The 13,032-nt window shown below is 66.7% G+C and carries 13 protein-coding genes and 3 pseudogenes; 2 read left to right on the plus strand and 14 right to left on the minus strand.

Annotated elements, in window-relative coordinates:
- A complete protein-coding gene (locus V8246_RS10435; RefSeq protein WP_245124598.1) occupies positions 1–537 on the minus strand; it encodes an XRE family transcriptional regulator in 537 nt (178 codons plus the stop codon).
- Positions 538–656: 119 nt separating this feature from the next.
- Here V8246_RS10435 and rhtA point away from each other — a divergent pair, with 119 nt between their 5' ends.
- On the plus strand, positions 657–1,547 hold the full coding sequence (gene rhtA / locus V8246_RS10440) for a threonine/homoserine exporter RhtA (protein ID WP_336189033.1): 891 nt from the start codon (positions 657–659) through the stop codon (positions 1,545–1,547).
- A 161-nt stretch (positions 1,548–1,708) separates the two neighbouring features.
- On the opposite strand, the gene rnt is transcribed toward rhtA, so the two are convergent.
- From rnt to pstS (V8246_RS10490), 10 genes are all read right to left on the minus strand, one after another.
- Entirely contained in the window at positions 1,709–2,338 is a 630-nt protein-coding gene (rnt, locus tag V8246_RS10445; protein WP_336189034.1) for a ribonuclease T, read from the minus strand.
- 210 nt (positions 2,339–2,548) lie between these two features.
- Positions 2,549–3,298 carry a putative DNA-binding domain-containing protein gene (locus V8246_RS10450; RefSeq protein ID WP_336189035.1) on the minus strand — a complete coding sequence of 250 codons (750 nt, stop codon included), beginning with the start codon at positions 3,296–3,298 and terminating at the stop codon, positions 2,549–2,551.
- Positions 3,291–4,142: a DUF692 domain-containing protein gene (locus tag V8246_RS10455; RefSeq protein WP_336189036.1), complete on the minus strand. Its 852-nt coding sequence runs from the start codon at positions 4,140–4,142 to the stop codon at positions 3,291–3,293. Before V8246_RS10455 ends, V8246_RS10450 begins: the two co-directional genes overlap by 8 nt.
- Positions 4,143–4,193: 51 nt before the next feature.
- Positions 4,194–4,607, minus strand: a complete 414-nt coding sequence (locus tag V8246_RS10460) for a hypothetical protein (protein ID WP_336189037.1) — start codon at positions 4,605–4,607, stop codon at positions 4,194–4,196.
- 145 nt (positions 4,608–4,752) lie between these two features.
- Complete coding sequence (gene phoU, locus V8246_RS10465; RefSeq protein WP_336189038.1) at positions 4,753–5,463, minus strand: phosphate signaling complex protein PhoU; 711 nt, start codon at positions 5,461–5,463, stop codon at positions 4,753–4,755.
- A gap of 124 nt (positions 5,464–5,587) precedes the next feature.
- On the minus strand, positions 5,588–6,337 hold the full coding sequence (pstB, locus tag V8246_RS10470; protein ID WP_336189094.1) for a phosphate ABC transporter ATP-binding protein PstB: 750 nt from the start codon (positions 6,335–6,337) through the stop codon (positions 5,588–5,590).
- 61 nt (positions 6,338–6,398) lie between these two features.
- Positions 6,399–7,250: a phosphate ABC transporter permease PstA gene (gene pstA / locus V8246_RS10475; RefSeq protein WP_336189040.1), complete on the minus strand. Its 852-nt coding sequence runs from the start codon at positions 7,248–7,250 to the stop codon at positions 6,399–6,401.
- On the minus strand, positions 7,250–8,221 hold the full coding sequence (pstC, locus tag V8246_RS10480) for a phosphate ABC transporter permease subunit PstC (RefSeq protein WP_336189041.1): 972 nt from the start codon (positions 8,219–8,221) through the stop codon (positions 7,250–7,252). The genes pstA and pstC overlap by 1 nt, the downstream gene beginning before the upstream one ends.
- A 112-nt stretch (positions 8,222–8,333) precedes the next feature.
- Positions 8,334–9,428, minus strand: a complete 1,095-nt coding sequence (gene pstS, locus V8246_RS10485) for a phosphate ABC transporter substrate-binding protein PstS (protein WP_336189042.1) — start codon at positions 9,426–9,428, stop codon at positions 8,334–8,336.
- A gap of 210 nt (positions 9,429–9,638) precedes the next feature.
- The gene (gene pstS / locus V8246_RS10490; protein WP_336189043.1) at positions 9,639–10,652 is read right to left on the minus strand and encodes a phosphate ABC transporter substrate-binding protein PstS; all 1,014 of its coding nucleotides are present in this window, start codon (positions 10,650–10,652) and stop codon (positions 9,639–9,641) included.
- 397 nt (positions 10,653–11,049) lie between these two features.
- Here pstS (V8246_RS10490) and V8246_RS10495 point away from each other — a divergent pair, with 397 nt between their 5' ends.
- Complete coding sequence (locus V8246_RS10495; protein ID WP_336189044.1) at positions 11,050–12,348, plus strand: porin; 1,299 nt, start codon at positions 11,050–11,052, stop codon at positions 12,346–12,348.
- Positions 12,349–12,524: 176 nt separating this feature from the next.
- Here V8246_RS10495 and V8246_RS10500 read toward each other — a convergent pair.
- The 3 pseudogenes from V8246_RS10500 to V8246_RS10510 form a co-directional block, all read right to left on the minus strand.
- Positions 12,525–12,629, minus strand: a pseudogene (locus tag V8246_RS10500) (endonuclease III); the annotation flags it as partial.
- A gap of 68 nt (positions 12,630–12,697) precedes the next feature.
- Positions 12,698–12,799: pseudogene (locus V8246_RS10505) on the minus strand (endonuclease III); the annotation flags it as partial.
- A 68-nt stretch (positions 12,800–12,867) separates the two neighbouring features.
- Positions 12,868–12,969 (minus strand): annotated as a pseudogene (locus V8246_RS10510) (endonuclease III); the annotation flags it as partial.
- Positions 12,970–13,032 lie beyond the last annotated feature (63 nt).

The following is a 13,032-nucleotide window of genomic DNA, read 5'->3' on the forward strand; positions in this document are numbered from 1 at the left end:
TCAGTGCACGACGTTGCGGATGAAGCGCAGGGGCGTCTGGCCGTCGTTGCGGTAGGCGTAGCGGCAGTCGCTGGGGAAGACGAAGAAATCGCCCGCGTCGATCACCTGCTCGCCACTGGGCAGTTCCACCGTCAGCTGACCGTCCATGACGTAGAACATCTCGTGCCAGCCGGCAGGATCGGCGCCCGAGGTGTAGCGATCGCCGGGCATCAGCGTCCAGGCCCAGAGTTCGACATCGTGCGCCGCGGGCGCGGTGGCCAACAGCACGGCCTGCGAGCCGGGCGTACTGCCGCTCCAGGCGAGGGCTTCGATCCTGCGCAGATCCCGGGCAGGCGCCTTCACCAGGTCGGCGAAGCTGACCTGCAGGGCTTCAGCGATGCGGTCCAGGGTGTTCAGGCTGACATTGGCGTCGCCGGATTCGATGCCGACCAGCATCCGCCGGCTGACGTCCGCCGTCTCGGCCAGGGCTTGCTGGCTGAGGCCGGCGGCGGTCCGCAGGCGGCGGACGTTCTCGGCCACGTGTTCAAGTACGCTCATGGAGAGGGGTTGCGCAATATATTGCGCATAAGTTAAGCTTCGATTGCGCAATATAGTGCGCAATCGTATCCCCCCACAAGCACAGGGCGCTCCGCGTGCCCTGGCAGGCCGTTTTCCCCATGAACTTCGTCTCGTCTTCTCCCGCCGCCTCGCGCTGGCAGCCGATCGCCCTGCTGCTCGTCGCCATGGTCTCCATCCAGTCGGGCGCAGCGCTGGCCAAGCATCTGTTTCCCGCCGTCGGTGCGACGGGCGCAACCGCGCTGCGCCTGGCCCTGGCGACGCTGCTGCTGGTCGCGGTGTTCCGCCCTTGGCGCATGCGTGTCCAGCGGCACCAGTGGCCCGCGTTGCTGGCGTACGGCATCTCGCTGGGCCTGATGAACCTGATGTTCTACAAGTCGCTGGAAACGGTGCCGCTGGGCATCGCCATCGCGCTGGAGTTCACCGGTCCGTTGGCGGTGGCGCTGTTCGGCTCGCGCCACCTGCGCGACGTGGTCTGGGTCGCACTGGCCGTGCTGGGGCTGGTGCTGCTGGTACCTGAGCAGGGTACGCAGGCATTGGATCCCGTCGGTGCGGCCTATGCGCTCGGCGCGGGTACGTGCTGGGCGCTGTACATCGTGTTCGGGCAGAAGGCCGGCAACGACCACGGACCGCAGACCGTCGCCTTGGGCACCTCCATCGCCGCACTGGTCGCGGTGCCGTTCGGCGTGGCGCATGCGGGCACCGCGCTGCTCTCGCCCGCGCTGCTGCCCATCGCGTTCGGCGTGGCGCTGTTGTCCACCGCGCTGCCCTACAGCCTGGAGATGGTGGCGCTGACGAAACTGCCGACGCGGACCTTCGGCATGCTGATGAGCCTGGAACCCGCCATCGGTGCACTGTGCGGCCTGCTGTTCCTGCACGAACAACTCAGCGTGCTGCAGTGGCTGGCGATCGGCGCGATCATCGTCGCATCGGCGGGCGCGGCGATGACCGCACGGCCGCCGGTGGACTCGGCGGGCAGCGGCGAAGGCTAGGCGGGCAGGGCGCGATAGCGCGCCAGGTCGTACGGAGATGGCAGCAGGACACCACGCCCGGCCTGCCGGAAGCGGTGGACGCAATGACGATGACGCCGATCCGCCGGGCGACGATGTCGGCCTGGAGCGCGGTCAGTGGCAGGGTCGCCGGGCGGGGCGCTTCAGCCCAGCGGCTTGGGCCAGGCGTTGGCGATGGTGCAGAACAGGCGCGCCGTCTGCTCGGCATCGTAGACGGCGGAGTGCGCGTCTTCGGCGTTCCAGTCGAAGCCGGCGGCGACGACGGCCCGCGCCAGTACGGTCTGGCCATAGGCCACGCCGGCCAGCGTCACCGTGTCGAACACGCTGAAGGGATGGAACGGGTTGCGCTTGTGGCCGACCCGCGCCACCGCCGCATTGAGGAAGTTCAGGTCGAAGTGCGCGTTGTGGCCCACCAGGATCGCGCGCTGGCAGCCGTGCTTCTTCACCGCCGCGCGCACCGGCGCGAACACATGGTCCAGCGCCTCCTTCTCGTGCTTGGCGAAGCGGAACGGATGATCCAGGTCGATCCCGGTGACCTCGAGCGACTTGGGGTCGATCTCGGTGCCGGGCGCCGGGTGCAGGTGCACGCTGGAGGTGGAGCCCATCACCAGCAGGCCGTTCTCGTCCAGATCCAGCGGCACGGCGGCCAGTTCGAGCAGGGCGTGGCGGTTCCAGTCGAAGCCGCCGGTCTCCACGTCCACCACGACGGGCAGGTAGCCGCGGAAGCGGCGGGCCATGGGGGTGGTGCGGACGGGTTCGGCGGTGTTTTCCATGTGGAAAGGGTAGCAGAGGGCGAGGGCGCTTCCCCGGCTGAAAACCCGCCGAGAACCCGTTCCGTTGTAGGAGCGACGTAAGTCGCGACCGTCAGCCTGCCGCTCCAGTGACAATGGATGCGCTGCAGGAAGGGAAGAAGCGATGCCCCCGCCCTCGGCGTGCCACAATTCGTGGTCGCCCAAGCCGTGCGGTCGCGACTCACGTCGCTCCTACCGTGCAGGCGGGACGGTGCCTAGTAACGTGCCTTCCTGCCGCATGCGCACGAGCATCGCGGCTCCCTGGTCGACGAAGGCCGGCACGTCATCCACGCCCGCTTCCGTCGCCAGGTGCCGCAGTATGTCGCCACCGCTGCGGCCGCCTTCGCCGAGCAGTTCGATCAGGCGATAGACCAGCGGCGAGATCGCGGCGAAGCGCACCTGGTGGCTGGCGTCGCGGCGTACCAGCAGCAGGGTCGGCTCCGGCGGCGGTAGGTCGGGCTGGAAGTCCGGACCGATGCGGTGCACGGGCCACTGGTAGGCCAGTGCCCAGGCAAAGGGCGACACGACGGGCACGTCCGCGAGCAGGTCGCCGTGGGGATCGTGCGGCGGCGTGGCGTCGTCGGCGATCTGCAGCGCCAGTTCCACCCATTCGTAATGCGCCAGTTCGCGCAGCCACGGCGGGTCGCCGTCGCCGGTGCGGGTTTCCAGGTAGCGGATGAACTCGCGCGCGATTTCGGGAAACAACGGTGTCTGGCTACGATGCCGGGCATAGAAGCTGCGCACGAGGCGGCGCCAGGCGTCGTCGCCCAGCGTTTGCCGGATCACCGGGAAATTGCCCGCCAGCAGGCTCTCGATGTTGTTGAAGAACAGGTCGCGATAGATCGCGAGCCGACGTTCCTCGATGCCGGGCGGCGGTGGATGAGAGGGGTCGCGCAGGTGGCGGGAGAGCGCGAACTGCTGTTCTTGCAGGGTGTCAGCCATGGGCCATGCGCGCCGCCGTGCCGGTGTGTGCGGATTGCAGGTCGCGGATGCGCTGTACTTCCGTGGCGAGTTCGGCCAGCGGCGGGAAGTTGAAATCGCGCTCCAGCAGGGTGGGGTGCACGCCGTGCCGTTCGTAGGCCAGCGCCAGCAGCGACCACACGTCGTCCTTCACCGGCGCACCGTGCGTGTCCACCTTCAGGTCGTCGGCTTCGTCGTAATGACCGGCGACGTGATACGAGACGATCCGCGCCGACGGCATGCGGACCAGGAAATCCCGTGCGTCGTAACCATGGTTGATGGCATTGACGAAGAGGTTGTTGACGTCCAGCAGCAGGCCGCAATCGGCCTCTTCCAGCACCGCATCGATGAAGTTGGCTTCCGCCATCGCCTGATAGGGGGCCGCGTAGTAGGAGACGTTCTCCACCGCGATGCGCCGGCCCAGCGCATCCTGCGCCTGGCGGATGCGCGCGGCGACATGGTGCACGGCCTCCTCGGTGAACGGGATCGGCATCAGGTCGTACAGATGTCCGTCGTCCGCGCAGTAGCTCAGGTGCTCGCTGTACAGGACGACGTCGTGCTGGTCGAGGAAGCGGCGCGTGCGGGCGAGGAAGGTGTCGTCCAGCGGGGCCATGCCGCCGAGCGACAGCGACAGTCCGTGGCAGGTCAGCGGATATTGCGATGAAAGGTCGTGCAGGGCTTCCCCAAGACGGCCACCGACCCCGATCCAGTTGTCCGGCGCGCATTCGAGGAAGTCGAACGTGCCCGCGGGTGCTCCCCGCAGGTCGTCGAGCAGGGCGCGCCGCAGGCCCAGGCCTGCGGACGCGGAGGGAAGGCGTGTCGTCATGCGGTGCGGAGCCGGATCCCGGCCACGATGCCGGGGTCCGCGCTCACGGACTCACTTGTCGCCGGTCTTCTTGTCGCCGCCGCACTTGCCCTCGCCGCACTTGCCTTCACCGCATTTGCCCTCGGCCCCCTTGGCGCCGGCATGGGCCTTGTGCTCGGCGGCGTCGATGAAGCCATCCTTGTTGGTGTCGATGCCGGCGAAGTCGGCGGCCTTGTCCGGATGGGCGGCAGCGAACTCGGCCTGCGAGACCTTGCCGTCCTTGTCGGTATCGGCCTTGGCCATGCCGCATTTGCCCTCGCCGCACTTGCCTTCCCCACATTTGCCTTCGCCGGCCTTCGCGGCCTCGGGTGCGGCCAGCAGGTAGCCCTGCGCCAGGGGTTCCATCGCGAAACTCGAGCCGGCCAGCAGGATGCCGCCGGCCAGCGCGACGGCCACGGCGGCGGGTTTGGTGGTGGTCTTGGACATCTGGTCTCTCTCCCGGGAAGGTGCGGGGGATCCGCACCGGCGTGCCGGGATTGTAGCCGCGCCTTGTTAGCGGTTCGTATGCGCGCCGGGTGGAAACGGAAACGCCCCGCGGGGCGGGGCGTTCCGGTGCTGCGCTGCGGTACGGTCAGACCGCGCCGGTGGTGCTGGTCTCGTCACGCTTGTCGCGGGGCGGCAGCGGCTGGTCGCCATGCACCAGGAACCACACGTTCTCGGCGATGTTAGTGGCATGGTCGCCGATCCGTTCCAGGTTCTTGGCCATGAACAGCAGATGGGTGCACGGCGTGATGTTGCGCGGGTCTTCCATCATGTAGGTCAGCAGTTCGCGGAACAGCGCGGTGTAGTGCGCGTCCAGTTCGGCGTCGCGCGCGCGCACCTGCACGGCCTGCTCGGCGTCGCCGTTCTGGTAGGCCACCAGCACGTCGCGGACCTGCCGGGCCGCCAGCTTGCCCAGCGCGCGCAGGCCGGTGATCTGCGGCATCGGCGGCGAAACGTTCAGCGCGATGGAGCGCTTGGCCACGTTGGCGGCGTAGTCGCCGATGCGTTCGATGTCGGCCGGGATGCGCAGGCCGGCGAGGATCTCGCGCAGGTCGCGCGCCATTGGGCCGCGCAGGGCCAGGTGCATCACGTCGTGGCTGACCTGGTGCTCGATGGCGTCGATGGCCTCGTCGTTGGCGATGATGCGCTGGGCGGCCTTGTCGTCCCGGCGTTCGACCACGTCCAGCGCGGCTTCCAGCTGGGCCACGGCGGTCTCGCCCATGCGCACGATCTCGGCCACGATGCGGCGCTGTTCTTCGTCGTAACTCTTCACGATATGGTCGTTCGGTTGGGTGTTCATGGGGAGGCCGTGATTAGTGATTAGGGATTGGTGATTCGTGATGGGATGAACCGGTGCCGTTTCATGCTGGGGTGCTCGCTTTCGCGAATCACCAGTCCCCAATCACGATTCACGGGTTCCAGCATCAGCCGAACCTGCCCGTAATGTAGTCTTCCGTCTGCTGCTTGCCGGGGTTGGAGAAGATCGTCGAGGTGACGTCGTGCTCCACCAGCTCGCCCAGGTACATGAAGGCGGTGTAGTCCGAGACGCGCGCCGCCTGCTGCATGTTGTGGGTGACGATGGCGATGGTGTACTGGTGCTTCAGTTCCTCGATCAGCTGCTCGATCTTGCTGGTCGAGATGGGGTCCAGTGCCGAGGTCGGTTCGTCCAGCAGGATCACGTCCGGACGCAGCGCGACGGCGCGTGCGATGCACAGGCGCTGCTGCTGGCCGCCGGACAGGCCCAGCGCGCTCTGCTTCAGCTTGTCCTTGGCCTCGTCCCACAGGGCGGCTTGGCGCAGCGCCTGTTCGACGCGTACGTCCATGTCGGCCTTGCCCAGGCGTTCGTGGTGGCGGATGCCGTAGGCGACGTTCTCGTAGATCGTCATGGGGAACGGCACCGGCTTCTGGAACACCATACCCACCTTGCTGCGCAGGCGGTTCATCGGGTACTTGGCGTCGAGGATGTTGTCGCCGTCCAGCAGTACCTCGCCGGTCGCGCGCAGCTTGGGGTACAGCGAATAGATGCGGTTGAAGACGCGCAGCAGGGTGGACTTGCCGCAGCCGGAGGGACCGATCAGCGCGGTGACCCGCTTTTCCGGGATATCCAGATTGATGTTCTTCAGCGCGTGGAAGTCGCCGTAGTAGAAGTCCAGGCCCTTGGCGGCGAGCTTCATGCCGGCCGGGGCGGGGTGTTCGTCGTGGCGTTGCGGCGTCACCACGGCGATGCGGGCGGCGTCATTCATGGGTCACCTTGTTTCGAAGAAGGATGGTTCGCGCAATGAGGCTGAGGATCAGCACCATGCCGGTGACCAGGAAGGCGCCGGCCCAGGCCAGCGAGTTCCAGGAGTCGTAGGGGCTCATCGCGTACTGGAAGATGACCATCGGCAGGTTGGCCATCGACTGGTTGAGGTCCGTGCTCCAGAACTGGTTGTTGAAGGCGGTGAACAGCAGCGGCGCGGTTTCACCGCTGATGCGCGCCAGTGCCAGCAGCACGCCGGTGACGATGCCCGGCAACGCCGAACGCATCAGCACCTGGGTGGTGACCTTCCACTGCGGTACGCCCAGCGACAGCGCGGCTTCGCGCATCTGCTGCGGCACCAGTCGCAGCATCTCGTCGGTCGTGCGCACGATCACCGGCAGGGCGATGAACGCCAATGCCACCGCGCCGGCCCACGCCGAGTAGTGGCCCATCTGCGCGACCATCACGGTGTAGATGAAAAGGCCCAGCACGATGGAGGGGGCCGACAGCAGGATGTCGTTGACGAAGCGGACGGTTTCGCCCAGCCAGTGCCTGTTGGCGTACTCGGCCAGGTACGTGCCGGCGGCGACGCCGATGGGCGTGCCCAGCAGGATGGCCAGCAGGCTCATCACCACGCTGCCGAACAGGGCGTTGGCCAGGCCACCCGGTTCGTTGGGCGGCGGCGTCATCTGGGTGAACAGGTCAAGGTTGAGGCTGCCCATGCCCTTGGTGATCGTGGTCCACAGGATCCAGACCAGCCACATCAGGCCGAACAGGGCGGCGACGATGGACAGCGACAGGGCGACGCCGTTCTTGACCTTGCGCCAGGTATAGAGCGAAGCGGACATCAGTTGCCCTCCCGCTTGGCCAGCTGGCGCAGCATCAGGCGGGCGATCGCCAGCACGATGAAGGTCAGCACGAACAGGGTGAAGCCGAGCAGCAGCAGCGAGCCCTTGTGCAGCGGATCGGTGGCTTCGGCGAATTCATTGGCGATGGTGGACGCGATGGACGTGCCCGGTTCCAGCAGCGCCGCGCTGATCGTGTAGGCGTTACCGATGACGAAGGTCACCGCCATCGTTTCGCCCAGCGCACGGCCCAGGCCGAGGAACACGCCGCCGATCACGGCCGAGCGCGTGTAGGGCAGCACCACGTCCCACACCACTTCCCACTTCGTCGAGCCCAACGCATAGGCCGATTCCTTCAAACGCCCAGGCACGGTCAGGAACACCTCGCGCATCACCGAGGAGATGAAGGGGATCACCATGATCGCCAGCACCAGGCCGGCGGTCAGCATGCCGATGCCGAGCGGCGGTCCGGACAGCACGGCGCCGACCAGCGGCAGCTGGCCGAGGTTGTCGTTGATCCACGGGTAGACGTGTTCGCTCAGTTGCGGCGCCAGCACGAACAGGCCCCACATGCCGTAGATGATCGAGGGGATGCCGGCCAGTAGTTCGATGGCCATGCCGACGGGGCCGCGCATCCAGGCGGGGGCGACTTCGGTCAGGAACACGGCGATGCCGAAGCTCACCGGCACGGCGATCAGCATGGCGAGGCCGGCGCTGACCAGGGTGCCGAAGATCGGCACCAGTGCGCCGAATTCGCGCGTGCCCACATTCCATTCGGCGCTGGTGAAGAAGCCCAGGCCGAAGGTCTGCAGGGCTTCACGGCCGCCCCACAGCATGGAAAGCGCCGCGGCGATCAGCGAGATCAGGACGAACAGACCGGCGCCGGTGAGCGTCAACCGGAACATCGTGTCGGCGCGTGCGTCTTTCGCAGTGCGCACGTCCGTCAGGGAAGCGGGGAGGGCGGTGGCGTTCATGCAACCCGAGGGGTGGGGGAAGGACGGAGGGAGCGGAGGCGACTACTGCACGGGCGGGGGGTTACCGCGTGATGACACCGGGCCACCCGACTAGGTGGCTCGGTGCGTTGGCTCAGAGCTTGATCTCGGTCTGCCAGTACTGCTCGATCTGGCCCACCAGTTCCGGCGGCAGCGGCACGTAGTCCAGTTCGTTGGCCTGCGCCTGGCCCTGTTCGTACGCCCACTTGAAGAAGTCCAGCGTGTGCCTGGCCTTCGCCGCGTCCTTGGGCTGCTTGTACACCAGGATGAAGTTGGTCGCGGTGATCGGCCACGCCTGCTCGCCGGGTGCATTCGTGATGACCAGGTTGAAGTCCTTGGCGTTGGCCCAGTCGGCGCTGGCCGCGGCGGCGGCGAAGCTTTCCGCGGTGGGCTGCACGAAGTTGCCCGCGGCATTCTGCAGCGACGCGTACGACATGTTGTTTTGTTCGGCGTAGGCCAGTTCGACGTAGCCGATGGAACCTTTCAGCTGGCGCACGTACGCCGCCACGCCCTCGTTGCCCTTGCCGCCCACGCCGCCCGGCCAGTTGACGCTGGTGCCTTCGCCCACCTTGTCCTTCCACTCCGGGCTGATCTTGGACAGGTAGTTGACGAAGTTGAAGGTGGTGCCCGAGCCGTCGGAGCGGTGCACGGTGTTGATCTTGCCGGCCGGGAGCGTGACGCCCGGATTCAGCGCGGCGATGGCCGGGTCGTTCCAGGTAGTGATCTTGTGCAGGAAGATGTCGGCCAGCACGGTGCCGTTGAGCTTGAGCTGACCCGGCTGCAGGCCTTCCACGTTGATCACCGGCACCACACCGCCGATGACCGAGGGGAACTGGCCCAGGCCGGCCTGCGCCAGCTCTTCCGGCGACAGAGGCTTGTCGGACGAGCCGAAATCGACGGTCGCGGCCTTGATCTGCGCGATGCCGCCGCCCGAACCGATCGACTGGTAGTTGATCTTGGCGCCCGTGGCCTTGTTGTAGTCCGTGGACCAGCGCGCCATCAGCGGATAGATGAAGGAGGCGCCGGCACCGGTAATCTCGGCCGAGATCTTCTGCGCGGCATCAGCGGAAGCGGCAGCGCCCTCGGCGCCCGCGGTCGCGGCCGGGGTGTCGGTCTTGCCGCCGCAGGCGGCAGCGAAGAAGGCAGTGGCCAGGGCCAGGGTGGCCAATCGGGCGTTGCGGACGTGCATGGGCTCTCCAGACGGGTCGTTTGTGATCCACGCTATGAAATGATGTTTTTGTTACAGCGTGATGACATTGTGATCTCGCGCCGTCATGCGACGCGTAGCGCGTGTGTCCGGAAAGGAAAGCGGGCCCGAAGGCCCGCCAGGGGGGGGCGCCGCGCGGGAGGGTCGCGACGCTGGTGCCGGCACGGGGAGAGACCGTGCCGGCAGGTGCGATCAGTACTTCAGGTTGGCCTTCCAGTACGTCTCGATCTGCTGCACCAGGGCAGGCGGCAGCGGCACGTAGTCCAGCGACTTGGCCTGGGCATCGCCATTGGCGTAGACCCAGCGGAAGAAGTCGCGCGCGTCCTTGTTGCCCTTCTTCGGCGCCTTGTACATCAGGATGAAGTTGGTGGCGGTGATCGGCCAGGAGTTGGCGCCCGGGGCGTTGGTCATCACCAGATAGAAGTCCTTTGACTTGCCCCATTCGGCACTGGCGGCCGCGGCGGCGAAGGTCTCATCGCTGGGCTGCACGAAGTTGCCCGACGCGTTCTTCAGGCTGGCGTAGGCCATCTTGTTCTGCAGCGCGTAGGACAGTTCGACATAGCCGATGCCGCCCTTGATCTGCTTCACGTACGCGGCGACGCCCTCGTTGCCCTTGCCGCCCACGCCGGTCGGCCACTGCACGCTGGTGCCTTCACCGACCTTGGACTTCCACTCCGGGCTCACCTTGGACAGGTAATTGACGAAGTTGAAGGTGGTGCCCGAACCGTCCGAACGACGGACCACGGTGATGCGCTGTGCCGGCAGGGTCAGGCCGGGGTTGAGCGCGGCGATGGCAGGGTCGTTCCAGGTCTTGATGGTGCCCAGGAAGATGTTGGCCAGGGTCGGGCCGTCCAGCTTCAGCTGGCCCGGCTTCAGGCCGGCGACGTTCAGCACCGGCACCACGCCGCCGATCACCGACGGGAACTGGGCCAGGCCGTACTTGGCCAGTTCTTCCGGCTTCAGCGGGGCATCGGAGGAGCCGAAATCCACCGTGCCGGCCTTGATCTGCGCGATGCCGCCGCCCGAGCCGATCGACTGGTAGTTCACGCGGTTGTTGGTGGCCTTGGCATAGTCGGCGGACCACTTGGTCATCACCGGATACACGAACGACGCGCCAGCGCCGGTCACGTCGGCGGCGAACGCCTGCGCCGAGAAGGCCGAGGCGAGCGCGAGCAGCGCGACGCGGGATTTGATCGAGTTGAGCACGGAAATCTCCTGGGAGAAGGCAGGGTGGAAGGCACGGGCGTGCCCGTTGGGTGGCCATTCCACGACGTTTGTGTGACAGCCCGGTGTCGTAATCACGACAGTCCCGTGACGGCGGGTGGTCCGCCCGGCGAGGGGCCATGGCGCATGCAAGCGGGAGGACGGGCAGGGTGGGCGATGGCCGTCGCGCACGCTCCGGCCACGCGGTCAGACCTATATATAGGCGTACGGCACGCGGAGCGGTCGACTGTCATATGGCGGTCATGAAACTCACATGTGACTGCAAGATTTCACTCCCATGCTTTAGCGCATCTTTGACGGGCGCTTAATGATTTCCGAAGGGAAACGAAGCTTCCGCGAAGCCCGCGCTCTTACTCCACCTTCCCTCCGGAGAGTCACCATGCGTTATTCCCTTCTGGCTGCCGCACTTGCCGTCGCCATGGGCAGCACCAGTTTTTCGGCATCCGCCGCCGACAACCGCGACCAGACCATCGCCGAACTGAAGGCGCAGCTGGAGGCGCTGACGGCCAAGGTGGCCGAGCTGGAAGAGCGCAGCGATGCGCAGTCCGACGTCAACATCGATACCGCCGCGCAGCTGGACAAGATCACCACGGGCTCGCCGAAGATCGACACCAAGGGCGGCGTCAAGGTCACCTCGGCCGACGGCAAGTTCGAAGCCAGCATCGGCGGTCGCATCCACTTCGACACCTACGCCTTCGATCGCGACATCGCCAGCACCACCGGCACCACCGAATTCCGCCGCGCGCGCCTGACCCTGGGCGGCAAGGCCTACGGCTGGGAGTACAAGCTGGAGCAGGATTTCGGCGCGGGTACCAACCTGGACGGTCTGCGCGACGCCTACATCGCCAAGAGCGCGCTGGGCGGCAAGTTCACCATCGGTCACTTCAAGCCCTACCGCGCGATGGAAGAGCTGACCAGCTCCAACGAACTGTTGATGATGGAGCGCCCGTTCGCCTCCGCTACCGGCCTGTTCAGTGGCCGCCAGTTCCAGCAGGGCGTGGGCTATCTGCGTGCGGGCGAGAACTACACCGCCGGTGCGGCCGTGTTCAACCTTCGCGGCGCGGCCAGCTCGCGCAATGAGGGTATGGGCGCCTCCGGTCGCGTGACCTTCGCGCCGATCAACAACGACAACAACACCCTGCACCTGGGCGCGTGGTACAGCTACGAGAACGCGAACCAGGGCTCGGACAACCTGTCGGCCTCCTTCAACTACGCCGGTCGCCGCGGTCCGTCGCAGAGCATCGCCACCACGACGGGGGCCAGCCGCAACGAAGTCACCGTGTACGCGGTCGAGGCCGCCGGTTCGTTCGGTCCGGCCTTCTTCCAGGCCGAATACGCCGACGCCACCTTCGGCCAGCCGCTCGGCCGCGACCAGGACGTGACCAGCTACTACGTGCAGGGCAGCTTCATGCTCAACGGCGGCCACAAGCCGTACAAGGGCGCCACCGGCGTGTTCGGTTCGCCCAAGGTCGCCGACAAGGGCCTGTGGGAACTGACCGGCCGCTACGACTACGCCGAGAACGAGACGCTGAACCGCGAAGTCACCAGCTGGATCTTCGGCGTCAACTACTACGTCAACCCCAACCTGCGCTTCATGCTGAACTACACGCAGGGCGACAACGAGGTCACCGGCGACGAGACCGCCCAGTACGCGCTGCGCACGCAGTTCAGCTGGTAAGCGTCGCGGGACCAGCAACGAAAAAGCCCCGGGCATGTCCCGGGGCTTTTTTTCTGAAAGGTCACTGTGGGAGCGACGCAAGTCGCGATGGGGCTTTACCGGAGAGTCGATCGCGACTCACGTCGCTCCCACGCAACGCTGACCTCGTGGCCTGCGCCAGACGTGCCTGCCGTCGCTCACCCAGATGGCGTCTTGTCCCTGAAATGGCAGAGGTCGCGGATCACGCACTGCGGGCAGTCCGGCTTGCGTGCCTTGCATACGTAGCGGCCGTGAAGGATCAGCCGGCTCGCAACAACCTGGGGGCGCCCTTCGCAACGAGGCCGCGCCGGCGGCAGGCGATGCTGCCGCGTCAGGCGACGGTTTTGTCCTTGAACCGGCAGAGGTCGCGGATCACGCATTGCGCGCAATCGGGCTTGCGCGCCTTGCATACGTAGCGGCCGTGAAGGATCAGCCGGCCCGCAACAACCTGGGGGCGCCCTTCGCAACGAGGCCGCGCCGGCGGCAGGCGATGCTGCCGCGTCAGGCGACGGTCTTGTCCTTGAACCGGCAGAGGTCGCGGATCACGCATTGCGGGCAATCGGGCTTGCGCGCCTTGCATACGTAGCGGCCGTGAAGGATCAGCCGGCCCGCAACAACCTGGGGGCGCCCTTCGCAACGAGGCCGCGCCGGCGGCAGGCGATGCTG

It is taken from the genome of Pseudoxanthomonas sp. F11, from assembly GCF_037046485.1.
Classification (GTDB): Bacteria; Pseudomonadota; Gammaproteobacteria; order Xanthomonadales; family Xanthomonadaceae; genus Pseudoxanthomonas_A.